The following is a 22216-nucleotide window of genomic DNA, read 5'->3' as shown; positions in this document are numbered from 1 at the left end:
ATCCGCGCGCGGCACGCGGTGCCGTGCGCCTGCCCGGCGTACGGATACCGGGCGACGCCGGCGCGGGAAACGCCGCGCGCCGACCTGCCGCCCGTGCGCGCGGCCCGGCGCGCGGGCGCCCCGTCCTGACGCAACCGGCCGGACAGGGCCCCGCGAGGCCGGGACGTGCGTGGATCAGAGGCTGTCGAGAAACGCCTGCGTGACCGCCACCCACGGGCCGTTCCCGTCGTTGTTCGCGTCGTATTCGACGGCGGGATTCTGGCCGCCCCAGATGATCAGCCCGGCCGCGGTGGTGCTGCGGATCGTGTTCAGCATGCTCTGCCAGGTCGAGGCCGGGATCAGCGTCGTGTTCTGGTCGTAGTACTGCGGCCAGATGTACGGAAAGGCCGGGTGCGCACCCGTGCTGCTCTGGCGATCGATCGTTCCCGTCGTCGCGAGGTCGGTGTTGAGCTGCGACGCCCATGCCGCGCCCGTGTACGGCGAGGTGCCGTTGGCTTTCACGTATTCGCTCGGGAAATAGGCGGTCTGGCCGTTGTTGAGATCCATCAGCTGCGCGATGTCGCGATAGGCGCTGGCCGGGTCCACCGTGCTGATGTTGGCCGCGTTCGCGAGCCCGTACCACCCGAGCACGCGGTTCGGGCGAATCTCCTGGGTCCACTGCTGAAGCTGCTTGAGGATCGCGAACCGGTTGGCGATCGTCGCCGTGCTGCCGGTCAGGTACAGCTTCTCGCAGTCGAGCACGAGGTAGCCGGCCGAATCGGCCGGCGTCGGGTCGTAGGTGTTGACCAGCGCTACCCAGTCGCTCTGCGACGGCAGCTTGACCTTGCCCGTCGACGCATCGTACGTGAGCGGCTGGCAGTATCGGGCCGGGATGAAATTGGTCTTGATCGCGCCGTGACCGATCGTGACGTCGGCGTAGGCCGTGTCGTCCAGGACGGTAAACGACGCTGCCGCGCCGGCATCGAACGGCCGGGCGAGCGCCAGTGCGATCAGGGCTGCGGCGCCGACGCTTGCGGCGATCGTCGCGCGCCGGCGGAGGGATCGGAATGACATGGCTGGACTCCTGGTAGGCAAGTGGAAGGAACATGGCGTGCGGCGCCGTTACCGCGCCGGTCGCGCCGGCTAGAACATCGTTTCGATGCCGGCATAGACGCCGGTCTGTCCGTGACCCGGCGCCGGGTTCGTGCCCCAGCCGGCGTTCATCGGCCCGAGCCCCGGGCTCTGCGGATTGACGCCGAAATTCGCGTTGGCGCTGTTGAACACGTGCGCCGCCATGCTGTACAGGAACGTCCGCTTCGACAGGTCGTACATGCAGCCGACGCCGACCATCGTCACGCGCGATTCGCCGTCGTGATCGGCGGTCCATTTACCGGGGCCGACCTTCATCGTGTAGGCCGCGCCCTGCAGGTGGAAAAACGGATTCACGTCGTACGTGAGGCCGGCCCACCAGAGGTCGGCGCGGTCGGACAGGCCGGCCGGCGTATCCGGCGCGGAGTAGTGCGTGTACGCGGCCTGCACGCGAAACGGGCCGAACCGGTCGCGCACGCCGACGAACAGCTCGCGCGAGTAACTGAACAGGTTGTTCTCGATGCCCTGCGCGTTGCGGATCTCGTCCCAGACCACCCGCACCTGGAAATCGCCGCGCGTGTAGGCGCCGCTGACGCCGTCCGCGCGGCCGGCCTTGCCCGCGTTGGCCGGATCGCCCGCATTGAAACTGGTCGGGCTGTTGCCGAGGTTCAGCTCCGCGTCGAACGAGAAGCCGTTCAGGTCCGGCGACAGGTAGCGGATGCCGTTGGAGAGGCGCGAGCCGTTGCGGTACGCGACGAACGATTGCGCGCCGAAGTTCTCCTCGAGCAGCGGGTCGTATTCCCAGACGTAGTTGTTGAGCATCGGCCCCTGGCCGAACCGGATCGTGCCGTAGGTGTCGTTCTTCAGCCCGACCCAGGCCGCGCGCTGGAAGATCAGCCCGGCGACCAGCGAGCCGGTCGGCGTGAACGCCGATTCGAGCCAGAACAGCGCGTGATTGCCGTTCCCCAGGTCTTCCGTGCCCTTCAGGCCGATGATGTTGACGCCCCAGTCGCTGCCTTCCGACCAGCGGGACGCGAGCCCGTGCGGCGTCTGCACGCCGCTCGTGTACTGGACGTCGCCGCCCAGGCGTCCCCACAGCAGGACGTTCGATTGCGCATGCGCGAGTGTCGTCACGAAGCACGCGACCGCGAAGGCGATTCGGCTTTTCATTTATTTAGCTATCCATATTTAATAGGGCGATAAAGAAGCGGCCGTTCCCCCCTGGCACGACCGCCTTTCCGCACGACTGCCGGGTGCGCTCAGCGCGGCTGCTGCACCGGCAGCGGCCCGTCGGCGCGCGGCGCCGGGCGGGGTGCGGCGGGCCGGACGAACTGCCGGCGCTGATCCTGCGTCAGCCCGAAGAACCACGTGAGCACGAACGCCGACGCATAGGCCGTCGCCGTCGCGAGACAGTAGACCGCGACGCTGCTGCCCAGGCCCATCGGGCCCGTGACGAGCGGGATCAGCATCAGGTTGGCGGGGCCGATCGTGGTCGCGCCCACGAAGTCGCCGTGGCTGGCGAAGTATCCGAGCACGAGCGCGCCGATGCCGCCGCCGATCGACGACGTGACGAGCGGGCGGCCGAGCGGCAGCGTGACGCTGTACAGCAGCGGCTCGGAGACGCCCAGCATGCAGGTCGGCAGCGTGTCGCGGATCCGCTGTTTCAGGCCCGCATCCTTCACGCGGAAATAGAGCGCGAAGGCGGCGCCGGCCTGTCCGCAGCCGGACATCGCGAGGATCGGGAACAGCGCCGTGAAGCCGTATTGCGCGATGAGCTGCGCATGAATCGGGATCAGCGCCTGATGCAGGCCGAACATCAGGAGGCCCACGAACGACGCGGCGAGCACGAACGCGGCCGGCATGCCGCCGACGTTCAGCAGCAGCGTGGTGATCTTGCTGACGCCGTTCGTCAGCACGTCGGCCACCGGCATGAGCACGAACAGCGTCGCGACGCCGGCGACGAGCAGCGACACCGTCGGCGTCACCAGCGTCTCGATCGCCGGCGGGATGCGGGTGCGCAGCTTGCGCTCGACCAGCGCGACCAGCGCGCCGGCCAGCAGCGCGCCCATCAGCCCGCCCTGGCCGGGCCGCAGCACGATCTCGCCGAGGAGCGGCAGCGTGAACGCGGGGAGCTTGGTCAGCGCCGGCACGATCATCACGCTCGCGGCCGCGCCGCCGAGGCTCGGCGTGCCGTCGAATTCGCGCGCCGCATTCATGCCGACCTGGATCACCAGGAATGCGAAGAACGCCGTGCCGATCGTCGACGCGACGGTCGCGAGAAAGGCGAGGTCGCCGGCGCTGTCGGGCGGTGAATGCCTGGCCCACAGCAGCAGCAGGCCGCCGAGCGCGTTGATCAGCCCCGCGCCGACCAGCGCGGGGATCAGCGGCGTGAAGATCGCGGCGATGCGGCGCAGGAAGCCGCGCACGGCGTGGTTGCCGCGCTTCGCGGGCGCGGGCGGCGGGGCGGCCGGCGCATCGGCCGGCGAGGGCGCGCCGCTCGCATCGTGTTCGCTCAATGCCTGCGCGAACGCGCTCCATACCTGCTTGACGGTGCCCGGACCGATGACCACCTGCAGCGGATCGCCGCTCACCACGCCCAGCACGCCGGGCAGTTGCCGCAACGCGGCCGGATCGGCGAGCGCGGGATCGGCGAGGCTGACGCGCAGTCGCGTCATGCAATGCGTGTGGTGGCGCACGTTCCGTGCGCCGCCGATTGCACCGAGAATCGCGTGGGCCAATGCCCTGAACCGCTCTGTCGTGTCCGCCGCCATGCCTGCTCCCGTGAAAGACCGAACCGCCCCGATTCGGAGGCGGATACAGTGAACTGTCGATAAATTGGAACGTACCAATACATATAATGGTTGGCAATAGGTAGTTTTTTAGAAGCTGTCCAAGGGATTGGTGGATAGCTTTCCAGCGTTGGAGATAACGGGGTCAGGATGATGGAACTGGCCGCGTTCAAGAGAAAATATGCGTGTTATCAATGAATTATCGGTGTTTCGCAAGAGGATTCGCCAAAGTCGACGCCGCTGCCGTCATCGCATCGGATGAATTCTCGATTTACAACCAATGCCATACCAATTATGATCGACTCCATCTCTCACCCAACCTGTGGAGCGTCGTCATGCCGCTGGATCGTCTGATCACCGAGCAGCCCAACGTCTTCAGCGCCAACCTCGACCAGCTCGGCATCGAGGAAGGCGTGGCGTTGATGAATCGCGAGGATGCGTTCATCGCGCCGTGCGTGGCACGCGCGCTGCCATCCATCGCGGCGGGGGTGCGGGCGGTCGCGCAGGCGCTGCGCACGGGCGGCCGGCTCGTCTACATCGGCGCGGGCAACAGCGGCCGGATCGGCTATCTCGATGCGCTGGAATGCCAGCCGACCTTCGGCATGTCGCCGCGGGAAGTCGTGGGCATCGTCGCGGGCGGCTTCGTCGGCGTATCCGAGGGCGTCGAGGATTCCGCGGAAAAGGGGCAGGCGGACCTGCAGGACATCGCGCTGCGGTGCGAGGACGTGGTCGTCGGGCTGAGCGCGAGCGGCCGCACGCCCTACGTGATCGGCGCGCTGCGTTATGCGCGGCACATCGGCTGCCGCACGGTATCGGTGGCGTGCAACGGCGGGAGCGAGGTCGGCGCCGTTGCCGATGTCGCGATCGAAGTGGACTGCGGCCCGGAGATCCTGGCGGGATCCACGCGCCTGAAGGCCGGAACCGTCCAGAAGATGGTCTGTAACATGCTGTCGACGCTGTCGATGGTCGCGCTCGGCAAGACCTATGGCAATCTGATGGTCGACCTGCAGGTGCACAATCACAAGCTGCAGCTCCGCGCGCAATCGATCGTCGCGCAAGCGGCGGGCGTCGCGCCGGACGTCGCGGCGCGGACGCTGGCGGAAGCGGGCAACCGCCCGCGGATCGCGATACTGATGCTGCTGGCCGGCTTGAGCTGCGGCGAGGCCGAAGCGCTGTCCGTCGAGCATGGCGGATCGATTCATCGCGCGCTGCAGTCGCGCAAGCCGTCCTGACGCCGTGCGTCGCACCGCGTCGCCTGTTCAATCCTGACCTTTTCTAGTGTATCGATGACGGAACGCCGCCTGGATGACCTTCTTTCGCTCGACCCGCAACCCGACGCGCGCCTGTTCGGCGCGTCGCAGGTCGCCGAGCTGCATGCGCCGTCGCCGGGCGGCGCGAGAATGCCGATCGCCTCGCGGCTGGCCCGGATGCTGCGCGCGATCATCGTCGACGGCACGATGAAGACCGGCGAGAGCTTCCCGCCGGAGCGGGAGCTGGCCGCGCAGTTGCAGGTGTCGCGCGACACCGTGCGGCGCGCGATCGAGGAACTGATCCGCCAGGGGCTCGTCGAGGCGCGGCAGGGCGCGGGGACCTTCGTTTCCGCGCGCGTCGAGCAGCCGCTGACCGAGATCACCAGCTTCTCGGACGACATGCTCCGGCGCGGTTTCCGCCCGGGGTCGCACTGGGTCAAGCGCGAACTGCGCCGCCCGACCCCGGAGGAGTCGCTCGCGCTGGGGCTCGCGCCGGATTCGGTCGTCATGCACCTGGAGCGGGTCAGGACCGCGGATGCCGTGCCGATGGCCGTCGAGCGCGCCGTGCTGGCCGCCGACCTGCTCGGCGGCAACCTGGAGTTCGGCGATTCGCTGTACGGCGCGTTGAATGCCGCCGGCATCTGCCCGGTGAGGGCGCTGCAGCGGCTGCGCGCGGAGCTGGCGTCCGGGCTCGATGCCGAGTTGCTCGGCATTCGTGGCGGCGATCCGGTGCTGCATATCGAGCGCCGCTCGTTCTCGGTCGAGGGGCGGCCGCTCGAGCTGACGCGGTCGTTTTATCGTGGCGACCGCTACGACTACCTCGCGGTGATGGGTAAGGCGTGATGGCTCCGCCGCGCCGGAGCCGTCCCGGGCAGTGATGAAGCAAGCGGTACGACCGACCGCACACGATCCTCTGCTGCGATCCGCCATACCGGGAGACGGAAGGCGGCGCGCCGTTTCCAGTCGGGGAATACGGATTCCCGGCATCCGCGATGCGCACCGGCAAGCGCAACGTCACTGTCGGCGCCAATGACCATCCCGAGATTCGACAGGCGTTGAGCGCCTGTCGATGCCCGACCCCTCCGGCATCAGAACCAGGCCATGCGCTGGCTCGACGGAGCGGCACTCTTGAACGCCAGCACGGGTTTTTCAACCAGGTGCCATGACAGCCAGGCGAACCCCAGTGTGATCGCCGTCGCCATCGTGAAGTGGGCGGCAAATGACAACTCGGCGCCGAAATACCAGACAAGCGTTTGCTGCACGACGAAGGCGTAGATATATACGCCATAGGACAGATCGCCGAATCGGCCGAAGCGCCTGAGAAATGTCGTGGACGCATCCCCAAGCATGACGGTCAGCGGGGCAAGGGTGACGAGGGTGCCCAGGAGCTGCTGCCCCATGAAGTACGTCGAGATGCCGGCAAGTGCAATGAGGGCGGCCCACGCAAGCCGCTGCGATTTCCATTTGTCCCGGTACAACCCCATGAGCGCACCGAAGCAGAAGTACAGCCCGTATTCTCTGTTGGGCACCCGGTTCGGGTTGGTTTCCGCACCGTAAATGCCGAAGTGATAGATAACAAACGCGATGACCGCGAGCAGGACGATGTGACGTCGTCCGACAAGCGTCAGCGCGCCTGCGATAGCCAGGTAGACATACCATCTGACTTCGATCGGGATTGTCCACGTCGATCCGTTTACCGCATTGGGGAATGGGTTGTTTACGAATACGCCGGGCAACTGGTAGTTCATCCGGAGGCGCAGATTGTCCATATATCGAACAACCAGCGAATCCTGGAAGTACTCGGAGACTTCCAGCTCGGAAACGATCGGGCCGACCACGAACGCGGCCAGGGTAGTGACGACGAATAACCCCGGCCAAATCCGGAGGAAGCGCTTCAGTGCAAAGCGGATCAGGTTTGGATCTCGCTGCCAGCTCTGGACGACGAGATAGCCGCTGATTGAGAAAAAGATCGAAACACCCAGGGCGCCAAGCTCCAGATTCGAGTCGAGGACCGGCTGGGGTCTGCCCAGCAGTGCGAACTGATGGCTGAACAGCACCATGAAAGCGGCGAGCAGCCGCAAGAAATCGAAGTTATTTTTATACTGCATTCCAATGCCATGGGTTTATCTAAGACGCACGGCTTTACCCGTCTGCGAAGAAGCACGTATTTGATGCCGCCGCTAGTGTCATTTGCAGTGCAAATCAGACATTTCCGTCTGTCGGGCATTGCACGGCGACCCCGCATCGGGCTGATGCGATGCGTTGTGGTCGCCGAGACACCATCCAATTCGAATTGGCGGGAGGCCGGCGGAATTATGGCACGAAAGATGCGGGGTTCAGCGAGACTCATCCTGAGTCTCGTCGTGTCAGATCGATCCTGTCGCTACACCAGTTGAGCGGACACAGGCAAAAGGCCATTGCCGACGGCGTGATGAAACGCGGACTGCGCGAGTTGTTGACCCACCTCGCGTTTTACGCCGGCTGGCCCGCCGCGGCATCCGCGGTCAATGCGCTGGCCGCGCTTCCCGAGTGACGGAGGGATTCCCGATGCCCTACGCGTGAATTGCACTGCTCGATAGCAAATCCGCCGGCTTGCCAGGCGTCGAAGACGGGGCGTTCGGGCATGGCCGGGCCGCATCGCTGCCGGCTCCGTCCAGTCCTCGGTCCGCGCCATGCGACACCGGCGTGCACGATGTCCGAACCTGATGCGACATCGCCCGACGCCCCGTGTGCGCAGGTCCGCCCGGCGGATCGCATTCGCCCGGAAGCGGGCGCGCCCGGCGCGACTCACGTCGCGGTCGCGAACCCGGCCACGCCGCTGCGGGCATTGGCGGCGGCCGCGAGACGTCGCTCCGGGTCGGTCGCATGGACGCGATCCCAGGCGAGCACCTTCGGCGTCATCAGCCGGTGCCAGAGCGGCGGGAGCATCGCGACGACGATCGTCGTCAGGTAGCCGCCGATCATCATCGGGGCGTCGGAAAACGGTTTGAGATCCTGATAAGGCACTTCGCCCTGCGCGTGATGATGCGAATGGCGCGTCAGGTTGAACATGGACCACGAACTGATGCGTCGATTGGTATTCCACGAGTGACGCGGCTGGACCGGCGTGCCCGGATCGCGAACGATGCCGTAGTGCTCCATGTAGTTGACGATTTCCAGCAGCGCCTTGCCCCACAGCGCGCAGAGCAGGAAGTAGACGCCCGTCCTGTATCCGCCGGCGCTCCACGCGCCCGCGAGCAGCAGCACGCTCATCAGGTGGCCGCGAATGACCGCGTTGAACGGCGTCAGCCGCCCGTGCCCGGCCCGCTTCAGGCGTTTCGCCTCGATCTTCCACGCGCTGACGTTGCCCTTGACCGTCGACACGAGGACGTGGACATACACGTTGCGGCCGCGCGGCGCCGTCGCGGGGTCTTCGGTGGTGGACACGTAGCGATGGTGCCCGTACACGTGCTCGATCGAGAAGACCGTATCGAAGCTGAACGCGAGCAGCCAGCGGCCGATGAACATCGACATCCGGTCCCACGTGCGATGGGTCAGCTCGTGCGCGGGAATGGTGCCGATCATGCCGATCATCAGGCCGGTCAGCACGACGCCGGACACATGGTGCGCCGGGTTCGCCGCCGCGCGCGCGGCCAGCGCGTCGTATCCGGTCAGTCGTTCGATCAGCGCGCCGAATCCGAGCGGATCGGCGCCGGCCATCGACCAGACCGACGCGAACACGATCAGCGACAGCAGCGGCAGCGCCATCCAGAGCTGAAACGTCAGGATGCCGGGATGGCGCAGGACGGGCGTCGACGTGTCGTCGCCGCCTATCGCGTCGCCGACGATGTAGAACGCGAGGATCGCGACGAGGTCGATCGTGATCCACGCGCCTCCCGCGATGAACGCGACGACCGACGAGAGGCCGACCAGGTGGAACAGAAAATACTTCAGGTAGTGATGCATGGGAACGTCTCCTCCTTCGGATGGATATTGGAATTCAGGCGACTGCCTGCACATCGTGTTGCGTGGCGAACCGATCCGCGTGAATGTGCGCGCGGGCAAGGCCGCGCGCCGTCAGCAGGTCGGTGGCCGCGTCGATCATCCGGGGCGGCCCGCACAGGTAGGCATGCGCATCGGCCGGCAGGTCGCCGGCGATGCCGTCGGTGACGAGGCCGCGTGCGCCTCGCCACGACGAATCGGGCGGCTCCTCGGACAGGATCGGCAGGAAGTCGAAGCGGTCGTGCCAGCGGCGCGCGAGATCGGCAATCGTGTCGAGCGCGTACAGATCGCGCTGCGTGCGCGCGCCGAACAGCAGCGTGACCGGGCGCGCCACGCGCGCCGCCGCGCCGTCTTCCAGCAGCGCCAGTACGGGCGCGAGCCCGCTGCCGCCGGCGATCAGGAGCAGCGGAGCGGCGGCGGGGCGCATCCAGAAATCGCCGAGCGGGCCTTCGACGGTCGCGGTCGTGCCGACGAGATCGTGCGCGTGCACGTGACCGGAGAACAGGCCGCCGGGCACCCGGCGCACGAAAAACACCGCCTGCGCGTCCGGCCGCACCCGCGTCGCGAACGAGTAGCTGCGCGCCTCGCCGGGCAGGGATGCGATGGACAGCCGCGCATGCTGTCCGGCCTTGTACGGAAGCGCTTCGTCGAGCTGGATGCGCAGGCGCAGGATGTCGTGCGTCAGCCGGTCCTGGCCGGTCACGCGGCCGCCGACCGTGCGCCGCTCGCCGTTGCGGCTCATGTCGACGGCGATGCTGACGTCCGATCGCGGGACGCTCTGGCAGGCCAGGATGAAGCCCTGATCGAGGTCCTCGTCCGACAGGATGTATCCGGTTTGCGTGAGTTCCTTCACGCGGCCGTCGATCAGCCGGCACTTGCAGGTCGCGCATCCGCCGACACGGCAGCTGTGCGGAAAGTCGAGGCCGTGGCGCAACGCTGCCTGCAGCAGCGTTTCCCCCGGCTGGACGGCGATGGCGCGCCCGTTGACGACGGCTGTCACAGTCTTGGGCTTTGTCAGGAACCTGAGCATGTTTCCTTCCGGTCGGCACGATTGAGGTGCGTTCATCGTAGGGAACCGGCCGCCGGTGCGGGAGTGCTCGAATTGACATCGATGGCGCATTTGAGGTCAATTGAGGTCCGTCACCCAGCGAGGATGTCCGACATGTCCGAGACGGACTTTTTCCTTCAACCGCACTACGCGCTTCAAATCTCGGACCAGGTCGTCCGGATGGGCGCACGCCTGCCCGACTGGTTCGTGCAATTGCAGCGCCCCGGCGCGAACGGCGAACTGACCGTCCAGGGCCTGTCCTTCGATGCATTCAAGCGGCTGGTGAGCGATGCCATCGCCGCGACCGGCGAGCCGGCGTTCGGGCTGCTCGTCGGGGAGCGCCTGCGCGTCGGCAGTCACGGGATACTGGGTTATGCGATCACGAACAGCGTGACGCTGCGACAGGCCCTCGAACTCATCGAGCGCTTCGTGCAGGTGCGGACCACCCTCGTTTCCGCGAAGCTCGAGATCGCGGGCGAACACGCACGTCTCGCGTTCGTCGACGGTTACCCGCTCGACGCGATCCGGCAGCCGGTGATGGAAGCGATCGTGTTGACGATCAAGAACCTGCTCGACTACCTCACGCGGGGAGCGAGCCCCGCGTCATTCGTGGCGTTTCCGTTCGACGTGCCCGGCTATGCGACCCTGGCGGGGGAGCTGTTCGGCTGCGACGTCCGTTACGGCCTGAACTGGGCGGGCCTGGACTTCCGGGCCGGCGATCTCGACCGGCCGCTCGGCAGCAGCAACGCTTGCGCGTTGACGGAGGCGGTGCGCATCTGCCAGACCGAGCTCGCGAACCTGAGCCGGCAGCATGCGCTGCCTTCCCGGGTCCGGCGGCTGATGCTCGAGAAGGCGGGCGCGTTCCCGTCGCAACAGCTGACCGCGCAATTGCTGAACATGACGCCGCGCACGCTGCATCGGCGCCTGGCCGACGACGGGACGTCGTATCGCGAGATACTCGAGAGCGTGCGCCATACGCTGGCGGTCGAGAGCGTGCGGTCGAACAAGCTCAGTCTGCAGGAAATCGCCTTCCTGCTCGGCTACGACAGCCTCGGGAATTTCCGGCGGGCGTTCATCCGCTGGGAAGGCCGGTCGCCGTCGGAATTCCGGCGGGCCGCCAGCGGTTCGTGAGGCGTCGCGATCCGCGCCGCCGCCGCTCGCCGGAGCGCGCGAGACGGGGCGTCGCGCGGCAGGCGTGACGTCAGCCGCCCGTCACCGGCGGAAAGAACGCGACCTCGCTGTCTTCGCGCACGACGAAATCCCCGGCCACCATCTCGAGATTCACGGCCGCCCGCACGGGGCGGTCCATCCGCAACGCGTCCGCGCTGCGTGCGTCGCGCGCGGCCAGCGTGCCGCGCAGCGCGTCGACGGTAAGCTCGCGCGCATCGACCTCGACGGTTTCCTCGTCGCGTTCGAGCCGTTCGCGAATGCTTGCGAAGTATTTGATCGTCAGTTTCATTGCGATGTCTTCAATGGAATCGGCGGAATCGGAACCCGCGGAGCGGGCGCGGTCAGCCCCAGCGCCGCATTGCCTGGTCGTCGTGCGCCTTCGCCTCCACCCAGCCGGATTCGCCGTCGTGGCGAATCTCCTTCTTCCAGAACGGCGCATGGGTCTTCAGGAAGTCCATCAGGAATTCGCACGCATCGAACGCGGACCCGCGATGCGCGGCGGCGACCACGACCAGCACCACCGCCTGGCCGAGCGGAATGCGGCCGACGCGGTGCACGATCCTGACCGCTTCGAGCCGCCAGCGCGCGCTGGCTTCCTCGACGATGCTCCACAGCGCCTGTTCGGTCATCGTCGGGTAGTGCTCGACCTCCAGGGCGACGACGTCGTCGACGTCGCCTTCCTTGCGCACGACGCCGAGGAAGTTCACGACCGCGCCGACATTCGGATTGCGAACGATCGGCGCCAGCTCCGCCCCCGCGTCGATCGCGGCGTACTGCACGCGCACCTCGAAGCCGGCGGCAATCGCGGGCGGCGGCCCGGCGTGCGGCTCGGCCGCATCGGCGGGAGGCGGGTGGCTGCCGGCGCGCGGCGGTTCGTCCGGCAGCCCGGCGCGGGATTCGGTGAAGGTCGTCATGACGGGTTCTCCTGTAGGCGGTGCGTCCCGTGTCGCGCGGCGGCCGGTCAGCCGCCGACGAGCGACATGCGCACGGTCGGATAGGTCTTGCCCGGCGCGCGGGCCGGCCGTGCGGCCCGGCGCTCGGAATAGCGGTCGTCGCGTCGCGTCCAGCGCTCGCGCACGGCGGCCGCGAGCGCGTCGGTCGAGGCGGCCTCGTCGAGCCACGGCCGCAGGTCGGTGCCCTGCGTCGCGAACAGGCACGTATAGAGCTGCCCGTCGGCCGACACGCGTGCGCGCGAGCAGGTGCCGCAGAACGGGTGCGACACGCTCGCGATGAAGCCGACTTCGCCCGCGCCGTCGATGTGCGCGCAACGGATCGCGGTGGCGTCGTGCCCCGGTTCGCCGACGAGCACGAGCGGATAGTGCGCGTCGATCAGTTCGCGCATCCGCGCGGCCGGCACCACCTTGTCGCCGGACCAGAAGCTCGCGCCGCCGACGTCCATGTATTCGATGAAGCGCACGGCCACGCCCGTATGCCGGAAGTGGCGCACGAGCGGCAGGATCTGGTCCTCGTTCGCGCCTCGCTCGATCACCGCGTTGACCTTCACCGGCGCGAGCCCGACGGCCTGCGCGGCCTCGATGCCGGCCAGCACGCGCGACACGGGCACGTCGGCGTCGCTCATCCGGCGGAACGCCGCATCGTCGAGCGCGTCGAGGCTCACGGTCACGCGCGACAGCCCCGCATCGCGCAGCGCGCGCGCCTTCGCGGCGAGCAGCGAGCCGTTGGTGGTCAGCGCGATCTCGACGGGCTTGCCGTCGACGGTCGTCAGCGCGGCGAGCCGCTCGATCAGCGCCTCGAGGTTGCGGCGCAGCAGCGGCTCGCCGCCGGTGATGCGGATTTTCTCGACGCCGAGCGACGTGAATGCGCGCGCGATCTTTTCCAGCTGCGCGAACGACAGCCGATCGGACGACGGCATGAACGCATAGTCGGCGCCGAAGTCTTCGCGCGGCATGCAGTAGCCGCAGCGGAAATTGCATTGATCGATGACGGACAGGCGCAGGTCGCGCAGCGGGCGGCCGAGCGTGTCGGACGGGCGGGGAAGGGCGCCGGGCGATGCGCCGCCGGATGGCGCGGCGGCGGTGGCCGGCGCGGCGGAAGCGATGGCATTCACGATCGGTTCGTCGGCCTGCATGGAGTAAGCGTGGCGGCGTCGCCGGCCGGCCGCGCGGTTGCCGACAGGTCGGTGCGCGGGTCGTGACGAGCGTCATCGTGAGGATAGTCCGCCGGGTTTTTCCGGCAGAGGCACAATCGCGCCCGAATCGCAGGAATACAGTTCGTCACGATCATGCGAGCCAGTGCGCGAATTCGTAGTACGGAACCGTGTCGCCGCGCGCGATCGCGCGCCCGGCCGGCAGCCGCGCGAGCCCGCTCGCCTGGACGAGCGACTGCAGCGTGCCGGCGCCTTGCTGGCGCAGCGTGTCGAGCACGGGCGCGCGGTCGGCGCCGACGGCGCAGCGCACGCGTACGAAGCGCTCGCGCTGCGCATCCGGCTCGAAGCCGGTGTCGATCGGCAGCGACGGCACGGCCGGCAGGCACGCGTCGCGACCCTGCAGGCGGCGGATCAGCGGCGCGACGAACAGCGCGAACGCGGTCATCGCGGCGCCCGGATTGCCGGGCAGCAGCACCACGGGCCGCGTGTCGAGTCGTGCGAGCGCGACCGGCTTGCCGGGTTTCATCCGCACGCCGGTCACGACGAACGATGCGCCGAGCGCGGCCAGCGCGGGGCGCAGCAGGTCCTTGTCGCCGACCGATGCGCCGCCGACGCAGATTACGAGATCGCACTGCGCGTGCAGCTCGCGCAGCGCGCGATCGACGGCCGGCGCCGTGTCGGCCGCATGCAGCCGCATGGCGACGCCGGCACCGGTTCCGGCTACCAGCGCGGCAAGCATCGGCGCATTGCTGTTGTAGATCTGCTGCGGCGCACGCGGCTCGCCGCACGCGACGAGTTCGTCGCCGGTCGTCAGGAGGCCGACGCGCAGCGCCGGGCGCACGTCGACGTGCGCGAAACCCTGGGCGGCGGCCACGCCGACGTGCATCGCGCCGAGCCGCACGCCGGCCGGCACGAGCAGGTCGCCGGCGCGCACTTCCTCGCCGCGGCGCCGGATGTGCGAGCCGCCGCGCTGCGGCGCGTCGAACGTGACCCATCCTTCCTGTTCGCGGGCGTGCTCCTGCATCACGACGGTGTCCGCGCCGGGCGGAATCAGGCTGCCGGTGAAGATGCGCGCGGCCGTGCGGGCGGCCAGCGGCGCCGGAACGTCGCCCGCGTAGCAGCGCTGCGCGACGCGCAGCGGCTCGCCGTGCGCGAGATCCGCGTGACGCACCGCATAGCCGTCCATCGCGCTCTGGTCGGCCGGCGGCTGGTCGAGCACGGCGGTCAGCGGTGCGGCCAGCACGTGGCCGGCCGCGTCGGCGACCGGCAGGGCGGCGCAGGCGGAAAGCGGCGCGAATGCGCCGGCGAACTGCCGCTGCGCGGTATCGAAATCGGACAGGTGTTTCATGACGAGAGGGCCGGTTGCGCCGGCGCCGGTTGGTCGGGGTGAAGGGCGTCGGGCGACACGTATTCGACGAAGCCGTCGTTGCGGCAGAAGCCGAGCAGACGCACGCCGGCTTCGCGGGCGACATCGATCGCGAGCGACGTGGGTGCGGAGATCGTCGCGATCATCGGGATGCCGACCCGCGCGGCCTTGCGCACCAGCTCGTAGCTCGCGCGACTCGACAGGAACACGAAGCCGGCGCGCAGGTCGGCGCGGCGCCGCGCCAGATGCCCGATCAGCTTGTCGAGCGCGTTATGGCGGCCGACGTCCTCGAACACGTCGAGCACGGCGCCGTCGCGGTCGCACCACGCGGCCGCGTGGATGCCGCCCGTCTCGCGCATCAGCGTCTGGCGGGCCGGCAATGCGCGGGCGGCGCGGGCGACCGCGTCGGGGCCGATGCCGGCCGCGGCGCCCGCGGCGGCGATGCGCGGCGGATGCAGGTCGAGCTGCGCGATGCTTTCGATTCCGCACACGCCGCAGCCCGTGCGGCCGGCCAGCGCGCGACGGTGCGCCTTCAGCGCCATGAACGTCTGCTGCGCCACGGTGAGCCGCACCTCGGCGCTGCCGGGCCGGCATTCGCTTTCGATGTCGAATACGTCGGACGCGCGCTCGACGATGCCCTCGCTCAGCGCGAAGCCGAGGCCGAACGCGTCGAGGTCGATCGGCGTCGCCATCATGACCGTGTGCGAAATGCCGTTGAACACGAGTGCAACCGGCGTCTCGTCGACGACGCGGTCGACGGTGTCGCGCGCGTCGCCGGCACGGTGACGTATCACGCGGCACGCGGTGCTGCCGGTCGGCTCGTCGCGACGGGTGCAGGGCTCCATGCTTGTTTTCTCCAGACGGATCGGCCGGCGGTGCGGCCGGGCTCGGCGCGTGCGCCGAACGACGGGCATCGAGGCTGCCGGGCGGGCGCCGGAACGGCGCGCTACCGCCACGGGCAGGCGTTGCATAACATGTTAAGTGGAGTGAACAGCGGGCCGGATACACAGCCTTGCAGTGTGGAAAGCAGTACAGCTGACCGTCGAGCGGGCACGAAATGTGTTTTCCGTACACACATCTCCGGCCCCGGAGGCAGCACAGTTTCGACGCGCGCCGGCATGATTGCGAGTATCGTTGCAAACGCGATATCGTCATTCACGCTTCGACGCCATGCGAGTGACCGTTTGTGTTCGCATGTGTTGTCGCCAAGCCGTCGCACGATTTCCTGCTTCGGGCGGACGTCCTCACAACCACGAGCAAATTACGGTCATGGAAATCTTCGATGCGTTCCATCTCGCACGATTGCAATTCGCGTTCACGGTGTCGTTCCACATCGTGTTTCCCGCGATCAGCATCGGTATGGCGAGCTTCCTGGCGGTGCTGGAATGGCGCTATCTCGTCACCGGCGATGCCGCTTACAAATCCATGTTCCAGTTCTGGTCGAAGATCTTCGCGATCGGCTTCGGAATGGGCGTGGTCTCCGGCGTCGTGATGGCGTACGAGTTCGGCACCAACTGGGCCGGCTTCTCGCGCATCGCGGGCAACGTCACGGGCCCGCTGCTCACCTATGAGGTGCTGACGGCGTTCTTCCTCGAAGCCGGCTTCCTCGGCGTGATGCTGTTCGGCTGGCAGCGCGTGAGCCCGCGCGCGCACTTCTTCGCGACGCTGATGGTCGCGGTCGGCACGCTGATCTCGACCTTCTGGATTCTCGCGTCGAACAGCTTCATGCAGACGCCGCAGGGCTACAAGATCGAGAACGGCCTCGTCGTGCCGGTCGACTGGTTCAAGATCGTATTCAACCCGTCGTTCCCGTACCGCCTCGTGCACATGACGATCGCGGCCTTCATCGTCGCCGGCTTCATCGTCGCCGCATGCGGTGCGTGGCACCTGCTGAAGGGGCGGCGCGACGAGCCGGTCAAGCGCAGCTTCTCGATGGCGCTGTGGATGCTGCTGGTGCTCGCGCCGATCCAGATCCTCGCCGGCGATGCGCACGGCCTGAACACGCGTCAGTACCAGCCGGCGAAGATCGCGGCGATCGAGGGGCTGTGGGAAACCGAGAAGGGCGGCACCGCGCTGAACCTCGTCGGTCTGCCCGACATGCAGGCCGAGACCACGCGCTATGCGATCCAGTTGCCGCACCTCGGCAGCCTGATCCTCACGCACAGCTGGGACGGCGAGATTCGCGGCCTGAAGGAATTCGCGCCGCAGGACCGCCCGTATTCGCCGATCATCTTCTGGACCTTCCGGATCATGGCCGGCCTCGGGATGCTGATGCTGCTCACCGCGTTGCTCGGGCTGCTGCTGAGAAAGGGCGGGCGCCTGTATGAAACGCGCTGGTTCCAGTGGCTCGTGGTCGGCATGGGGCCGTCGGGCATCGTCGCGCTGCTGGCCGGCTGGATCACGACCGAGGTCGGGCGGCAGCCGTGGACCGTGTACGGCGTGCTGCGCACCGTCGATTCGGTCGCGCCGCTCAGCGCGCAGCAGGTGGGCGTGTCGCTGCTGATCTTCGTGGTCGTGTACTTCCTGGTGTTCGGAACGGGTATCTATTACATGTTGAAACTGATGAAGCGCGGGCCGGCCGCCCAGGCCGGATACATCGAGCTGCACCGGCATCCGGGGCTGCGCAAGAGCGCGCTGTCCACGCCGCTGAACGTGACCGAGGCGGAGTAAGCCATGCAAATCGATCTTCCTGTCGTATGGGCCGCGATCATCGGCCTCGGCGTATTCATCTACGTGATGCTGGACGGCTTCGATCTCGGCATCGGGCTGCTGTTTCCGTTCTTCGACGCGAAAGCCGAGCGCCAGGTGATGCTCGACACCGTCGCGCCGGTGTGGGACGGCAACGAGACCTTCCTGGTGCTCGGCGGCGCGGGCCTGTACGGCGCGTTCCCGGTGGTGTATTCGACGCTGCTGCCCGCGAACTACCTGCCGCTCGTGCTGATGCTGGTCGGCCTGATCTTCCGCGGCGCGGCGTTCGAACTGCGCGCGAAGGCCACCCGTACGCAGCACATGTGGGATCTCGCGTTCATCGGCGGTTCCGCGCTCGCGGCGTTCTGCCAGGGGATCGTGCTCGGTTCGCTGCTGCAGGGCATCAAGGTCGTGAACAACCAGTTCGCGGGCGGCCCGTTCGACTGGCTGTCGCCGTTCAGCCTGCTGTGCGGGATCGGCGTGCTCGTCACCTACGCGACGCTCGGCTGCGGCTGGCTGATCCTGAAGGTGGACGGCGAGCTGCAGCGCAAGATGCGGCTGCTGATGAAGCCGCTCGCGGGCGTGCTGCTCGCGGTGATGGGCGTGGTGAGCCTGTGGACCGTGATCGGGCTGCCGGCCGTCGCGCACCGCTGGTTCGGCAGCGGCGACCTCGGCTGGTTCCTGCCGGTGCCGGTGCTCGTCGTCGCGTGCGTGTGGGGCATCTTCCACACCGTGAAGCGCGAGCACGAGGCCACGCCGTTCCTGCTGACGCTCGCGCTGGTGTTCCTCGGCTATACGGGGCTCGTGATCAGCATCTGGCCGAACATCGTGCCGCCGTCGCTGACGATCTGGGACGCATCGTCGAGCCATTCGAGCCAGCTGTTCGCGCTCGTCGGCACGGTGATCGTGCTGCCGATCATCCTCGTGTACAACGCGATGCAGTACCGCGTGTTCCGCGGCAAGGTGCGCGAGGGCGACATCGGCTATCACTGAGCGACAGGCGATGTGACGGGGCGCGGCGTGCGCGGGCGTATCATCACGCGCAGCGCGCTTGCGGCACGGCACCCGTCCGACAGCGGCCCGCCACGTGCGGGCCGTTGTGCATCGGGCGCCGGCGCGCCGTCCGGCGCATTTCCTTGGCAGTCGAGAAAACATCATGATCGTCAGACCGCGACAAAACTGGCTCAGGATGCTGTTCGTGTGGAACGGCTCCGTGCTGCAATCGATCATTCCGCAGCTCGTGTTCATGGCGATCGTCAGCACGCTGGCGGTCTTCACGAACGGACGCATCTTCGGCGAGAAGATTCCGCTCAACACCGCGCCGTTCACGCTGTTCGGGCTGGCGCTCGCGATCTTCCTCGCGTTTCGCAACAACGCGAGCTTCGAGCGCTTCAAGGAGGCGCGGCATCTGTGGGGCAACCTGCTGATCGCGGCGCGTACCTTGACGTCGCAACTGAACCGCTATCTGCCCGACAGCGTCGGCGACGCGGAGCGCAACCGGCTCGCCGATCTCCTGATCGCGTTCACGTATGCGCTGAAGCACCAGCTGCGCCATACCGATCCGGCCGAGGATCTGCAGCGCATCCTGGGGGCGGAGCGCGCGGCCGCACTCGCGCGCAAATGCTTCAAGCCCGTCGCGATCCTCGACGAGCTGCGCGGCGGCATCGTCCGTGCGCTGGGCCGCGCGCCCGGCAGCGAGGCGACCTGCTGGATGTTCGACGCGCAGCTGGACGAGCTCGGCAAGGCGGTGGGCGGCTGCGAGCGCATCCTGTCGACGCCGATCCCGTTCTCGTACAGCGTGCTGCTGCACCGTACCGTGTACGCGTATTGCGTGCTGCTGCCGTTCGGCCTGGTCGATTCGACGGAGTTCTTCACGCCGCTGATCTGCGTGTTCATCGCGTACACGCTGATCGCGCTGGAAGCGATCGCGAACGAGGTGGCCGAGCCGTTCGGCCTCGCGCCGAACGCACTGGCGCTCGATGCGATCACGCGGACGGTCGAGCGCTCGGTGCTCGAACTCGGCGACCGCCCGATACCCGAGGAATTCGTGGCGGCGTCGACGTACCAGATCACGTAGGCGGGCGGGACACGGGTGGATTGCGGCGGGCGCTAGAATGGCACGTGCCCGTTTCTGCCGGTTTCCCGGATCGTTCGCCATGACCCTCGTCGATACCTATCTTGCCGGCCTGCGCGCGGCATTGCCCGACGCCGACAACGCCGCGCTCGCCGTCGCCACCGGCGCGACGCCCGCGCAGCTCGACGCACTGCGCGCGACGTATCCGGCGTGCCCGGCCAGCCTGCTGGAACTGCTCGGCAAGCTCGACGGCACCTACTGGCGCGACTACGGCGACACGACCGTCACCGTGCTGGTGCTGGGCTCCGACGTCTACGAATACCCTTACTACCTGCTGTCCGCCGGGCAGGTACTCGAAGAAGGCGCGCAGTACCGCGACAGCATCGCGGACATCTACGGCGAAGACGCGAACGACGACGGCAATCTCGTCGATCCGCGCATCGACGTCGCGCTGCCCATGAGCCGCCGCCTGTGCTTCTCGCATTGCATGAACAACGGCGGCACGTCGCAGCTCTACGTCGATTTCGATCCGGCGCCGGGCGGCAAGGTCGGGCAGGTCGTGCGCTTCCTGCACGATCCCGACAGCTACGCGGTGATCGCGGACGATTTCGACGGCTACCTGCGCCAGCAGATCGACGGAGGTTACGCGTTTGTCATCGACGAAGACGAAGATGAAGATGCAGTGTAGCGAGAGGTGGGGCGGTTTGCCGGCGCGGACCGTTCGGCGTGGCCGGGTGGAGGTCGTTCACCGGCTGCCGGTTCAGGAGTGTGAGCGATGCGCATCTACGTGACGAGCCTCTTCGTCGACGACCAGGACAAGGCGTTGGCGTTCTATACCGACACGCTCGGGTTCAGGCTGAAGAACAACGTGCCGGTGGGCGAGTACCGCTGGCTGACCGTGGTGTCGAAAGACCAGCCCGACGGCACCGAGCTGCTGCTCGAGCCGGGCACCCATCGCGCGGTCGGGCCGTACCGGCAGGCGCTGTACGAGGACGGCATTCCGGCGGCGTCGTTCCAGGTCGACGATCTCGTCGCGGAGTCCGCGCGGCTCAAGGCGCTCGGGGTCCGCTTCATGCTGGAGCCGATGGACGCGGGGCCCGTACGCGTCGCGATCGTCGACGACACGTGCGGGAACCTGATTCAGCTGATGCAGATGAAGTGACGTGAAGCGACGCGCGGTGCGGGCCGCCCGGCCGCGGCCCGTTCATGCGTTCGCGTCGCCGGCGCCGCTCAATCGAAGTAGTTCAGCCCCATCGCGCCCTTCACCTCCGCGAGCGTCGCACCCGCCACATCCCGCGCGTGCATCGTGCCGCGCTTCAGGATCGCCATCACCTCGGCCTTGTCGGTCTCGAACTCGCGGCGGCGCGTGCGGATCGGCTCGATCAGCGCCTGCAGCCGCTCGTTCAGCACGCGCTTGACGACGCTGTCGCCGAGCCCGCCGCGGCGATAGTGGGCCTTCAGCTCGTCGACCTTCGCGACGTCGGGCTCGAACGCATCGAGGAACGTGAACACGACGTTGCCTTCGACCTGGCCGGGATCGCTCACGCGCAGATGGTTCGGGTCGGTGTACATGTCCTTCACGGCCTGCGCGATCTCGTCCGGCGTCGAGCCGAGCGTGATCGCGTTGCCGAGCGACTTGCTCATCTTCGCCTTGCCGTCGATGCCCGGCAGCCGCGTGACCGACGACAGCACGGCCTCGCATTCGACCAGAACCGGCTGCTCGACGGTCGCGTTGAAGCGGCGCACGAGTTCGTTGGTCTGCTCGATCATCGGCAACTGGTCGTCGCCGACCGGCACGTGGGTCGCCTTGAACGCGGTGATGTCGGCCGCCTGGCTCACCGGGTAGGTCAGGAAGCCGGCCGGGATGTCGCGCTCGAAACCGCGCAGGCGGATCTCTTCCTTGATGGTCGGATTGCGTTCGAGGCGCGCGACCGTCACGAGGTTGAGCAGGTATTGCGACAGTTCGGCAAGCTCGGGCACCTGCGACTGCACGACGATCGTCGAAATGGCCGGATCGATGCCGACGGCGAGATAGTCGAGCGCGACCTCGATCACGTTGTCGGTGACGCGCTGGCGGCGGCCCATGTTGTCGGTCAATGCCTGCGTGTCGGCGAGCAGCAGGAACTGCGTCGCTTCGTGCTGCATCTGCACGCGCGCGCGCAGCGAGCCGATGTAGTGGCCGAGGTGCAGCGGGCCGGTCGTGCGGTCGCCGGTAAGGATGATCGGTCGGGACGGTTGGGTCATGGTGGTCGTTGTTACGGGTTATCGAGACCGCCAGCCATGATGTCGGCCCAGAAACACGAATGCCGCCATCGCTGGCGGCATCACGTTCGGGACATGCAAAAGGAAACGGGCCGCCTGGGTCAGGCGCGCCACCAGCAATGCACGTTCGGCGAGGCGGGTCGGGTTTCCATCGCGCAAGTATAGCGCAGTGCGGGGCCGGACGCGCCGCGTCAGCGCAAGACCGACTCCATCGCGAGGCAGGCGGTTTCGGCGGACGGCCACAGCAGGTACAGCAGGCCGGCCATCAGCAGTAACGCGCCGGCGCGTACCAGCGGCGTGCGGTCCTTGTCGCGCGGGGGGCGCAGGGGCGGCTTCAGTTTCTTCATGCTTGCTGGCGCGCGAGGCGCCACTCCAACGGTTGCTGCAACGGGTCGGGTGGGGCGGCGCCGGGG

Annotated in this window: 22 protein-coding genes; 9 read left to right on the top strand and 13 right to left on the bottom strand. The window is 67.7% G+C overall.

Annotated features, from left to right (window positions below; all coding sequences use genetic code 11):
- Window positions 1-174: 174 nt before the first annotated feature.
- The 3 genes from GQ57_RS35185 to GQ57_RS35175 form a co-directional block, all read right to left on the bottom strand.
- Window positions 175-1053 carry a hypothetical protein gene (locus GQ57_RS35185; RefSeq protein WP_034200296.1) on the bottom strand — a complete coding sequence of 293 codons (879 nt, stop codon included), beginning with the start codon at window positions 1051-1053 and terminating at the stop codon, window positions 175-177.
- 69 nt (window positions 1054-1122) lie between these two features.
- Window positions 1123-2238 carry a porin gene (locus GQ57_RS35180; protein WP_031402998.1) on the bottom strand — a complete coding sequence of 372 codons (1116 nt, stop codon included), beginning with the start codon at window positions 2236-2238 and terminating at the stop codon, window positions 1123-1125.
- 89 nt (window positions 2239-2327) lie between these two features.
- Complete coding sequence (locus GQ57_RS35175; protein WP_081896849.1) at window positions 2328-3839, bottom strand: PTS transporter subunit EIIC; 1512 nt, start codon at window positions 3837-3839, stop codon at window positions 2328-2330.
- Window positions 3840-4192: 353 nt separating this feature from the next.
- Here GQ57_RS35175 and murQ point away from each other — a divergent pair, with 353 nt between their 5' ends.
- Both murQ and GQ57_RS35165 read left to right on the top strand, forming a co-directional pair.
- Window positions 4193-5089 carry an N-acetylmuramic acid 6-phosphate etherase gene (murQ, locus tag GQ57_RS35170; protein ID WP_031402996.1) on the top strand — a complete coding sequence of 299 codons (897 nt, stop codon included), beginning with the start codon at window positions 4193-4195 and terminating at the stop codon, window positions 5087-5089.
- A gap of 54 nt (window positions 5090-5143) precedes the next feature.
- On the top strand, window positions 5144-5950 hold the full coding sequence (locus GQ57_RS35165) for a GntR family transcriptional regulator (RefSeq protein WP_081895015.1): 807 nt from the start codon (window positions 5144-5146) through the stop codon (window positions 5948-5950).
- Between the two features lie 245 nt (window positions 5951-6195).
- Here GQ57_RS35165 and GQ57_RS35160 read toward each other — a convergent pair whose 3' ends face one another.
- Window positions 6196-7215: an acyltransferase family protein gene (locus GQ57_RS35160; protein WP_034200295.1), complete on the bottom strand. Its 1020-nt coding sequence runs from the start codon at window positions 7213-7215 to the stop codon at window positions 6196-6198.
- A gap of 149 nt (window positions 7216-7364) precedes the next feature.
- On the opposite strand from GQ57_RS35160, the gene GQ57_RS44200 reads away from it, so the two are divergent.
- On the top strand, window positions 7365-7640 hold the full coding sequence (locus GQ57_RS44200; RefSeq protein ID WP_081896848.1) for a carboxymuconolactone decarboxylase family protein: 276 nt from the start codon (window positions 7365-7367) through the stop codon (window positions 7638-7640).
- 254 nt (window positions 7641-7894) lie between these two features.
- Here the strand turns inward: GQ57_RS44200 and GQ57_RS35150 are convergent, their stop codons facing one another.
- Entirely contained in the window at window positions 7895-9052 is a 1158-nt protein-coding gene (locus GQ57_RS35150) for an alkane 1-monooxygenase (RefSeq protein WP_034200294.1), read from the bottom strand.
- Window positions 9053-9086: 34 nt separating this feature from the next.
- Window positions 9087-10118 carry a 2Fe-2S iron-sulfur cluster-binding protein gene (locus GQ57_RS35145; RefSeq protein ID WP_034200293.1) on the bottom strand — a complete coding sequence of 344 codons (1032 nt, stop codon included), beginning with the start codon at window positions 10116-10118 and terminating at the stop codon, window positions 9087-9089.
- A gap of 132 nt (window positions 10119-10250) precedes the next feature.
- Between GQ57_RS35145 and GQ57_RS35140 the strand changes: the two genes are divergently transcribed.
- Window positions 10251-11267 carry an AraC family transcriptional regulator gene (locus GQ57_RS35140; RefSeq protein ID WP_034200298.1) on the top strand — a complete coding sequence of 339 codons (1017 nt, stop codon included), beginning with the start codon at window positions 10251-10253 and terminating at the stop codon, window positions 11265-11267.
- Between the two features lie 70 nt (window positions 11268-11337).
- On the opposite strand, the gene moaD is transcribed toward GQ57_RS35140, so the two are convergent.
- The 5 genes from moaD to fdhD all read right to left on the bottom strand — a co-directional run bounded on the left by moaD (window position 11338) and on the right by fdhD (window position 15624).
- On the bottom strand, window positions 11338-11595 hold the full coding sequence (moaD, locus tag GQ57_RS35135) for a molybdopterin converting factor subunit 1 (RefSeq protein WP_031402990.1): 258 nt from the start codon (window positions 11593-11595) through the stop codon (window positions 11338-11340).
- A gap of 52 nt (window positions 11596-11647) precedes the next feature.
- Window positions 11648-12220: a molybdenum cofactor biosynthesis protein MoaE gene (locus GQ57_RS35130; RefSeq protein WP_034200292.1), complete on the bottom strand. Its 573-nt coding sequence runs from the start codon at window positions 12218-12220 to the stop codon at window positions 11648-11650.
- Between the two features lie 47 nt (window positions 12221-12267).
- Entirely contained in the window at window positions 12268-13395 is a 1128-nt protein-coding gene (gene moaA, locus GQ57_RS35125; protein ID WP_034200291.1) for a GTP 3',8-cyclase MoaA, read from the bottom strand.
- A gap of 151 nt (window positions 13396-13546) precedes the next feature.
- Window positions 13547-14761 (bottom strand): molybdopterin molybdotransferase MoeA, encoded by a 1215-nt coding sequence (locus GQ57_RS35120; RefSeq protein WP_034200290.1) that lies wholly within the window; start codon window positions 14759-14761, stop codon window positions 13547-13549.
- The gene (gene fdhD, locus GQ57_RS35115) at window positions 14758-15624 is read right to left on the bottom strand and encodes a formate dehydrogenase accessory sulfurtransferase FdhD (RefSeq protein WP_034200289.1); all 867 of its coding nucleotides are present in this window, start codon (window positions 15622-15624) and stop codon (window positions 14758-14760) included. The genes GQ57_RS35120 and fdhD overlap by 4 nt, the downstream gene beginning before the upstream one ends.
- A 424-nt stretch (window positions 15625-16048) precedes the next feature.
- On the opposite strand from fdhD, the gene GQ57_RS35110 reads away from it, so the two are divergent.
- From GQ57_RS35110 to GQ57_RS35090, 5 genes are all read left to right on the top strand, one after another.
- Window positions 16049-17449 carry a cytochrome ubiquinol oxidase subunit I gene (locus tag GQ57_RS35110; protein WP_031402985.1) on the top strand — a complete coding sequence of 467 codons (1401 nt, stop codon included), beginning with the start codon at window positions 16049-16051 and terminating at the stop codon, window positions 17447-17449.
- A gap of 3 nt (window positions 17450-17452) precedes the next feature.
- On the top strand, window positions 17453-18460 hold the full coding sequence (gene cydB / locus GQ57_RS35105; RefSeq protein ID WP_031402984.1) for a cytochrome d ubiquinol oxidase subunit II: 1008 nt from the start codon (window positions 17453-17455) through the stop codon (window positions 18458-18460).
- A gap of 163 nt (window positions 18461-18623) precedes the next feature.
- Window positions 18624-19544 (top strand): bestrophin family protein, encoded by a 921-nt coding sequence (locus GQ57_RS35100; RefSeq protein WP_031402983.1) that lies wholly within the window; start codon window positions 18624-18626, stop codon window positions 19542-19544.
- A gap of 79 nt (window positions 19545-19623) precedes the next feature.
- Window positions 19624-20229 carry an SMI1/KNR4 family protein gene (locus GQ57_RS35095; RefSeq protein ID WP_034200288.1) on the top strand — a complete coding sequence of 202 codons (606 nt, stop codon included), beginning with the start codon at window positions 19624-19626 and terminating at the stop codon, window positions 20227-20229.
- Window positions 20230-20316: 87 nt separating this feature from the next.
- Window positions 20317-20703: a VOC family protein gene (locus GQ57_RS35090; protein ID WP_031402981.1), complete on the top strand. Its 387-nt coding sequence runs from the start codon at window positions 20317-20319 to the stop codon at window positions 20701-20703.
- A 68-nt stretch (window positions 20704-20771) separates the two neighbouring features.
- Here the strand turns inward: GQ57_RS35090 and trpS are convergent, their stop codons facing one another.
- Together trpS and GQ57_RS43480 are read right to left on the bottom strand one after the other, a co-directional pair.
- Window positions 20772-21785, bottom strand: a complete 1014-nt coding sequence (trpS, locus tag GQ57_RS35085) for a tryptophan--tRNA ligase (protein ID WP_031402980.1) — start codon at window positions 21783-21785, stop codon at window positions 20772-20774.
- Between the two features lie 209 nt (window positions 21786-21994).
- Window positions 21995-22150, bottom strand: a complete 156-nt coding sequence (locus tag GQ57_RS43480; RefSeq protein WP_162836116.1) for a hypothetical protein — start codon at window positions 22148-22150, stop codon at window positions 21995-21997.
- Window positions 22151-22216: the final 66 nt, after the last annotated feature.

Source organism: Burkholderia sp. MSh2 (genome assembly GCF_000731655.1).
GTDB lineage: Bacteria > Pseudomonadota > Gammaproteobacteria > Burkholderiales > Burkholderiaceae > Burkholderia > Burkholderia paludis.
Note: the sequence above shows the minus strand (reverse complement) of the source record. Positions and strands in the feature narration are given on the sequence as shown.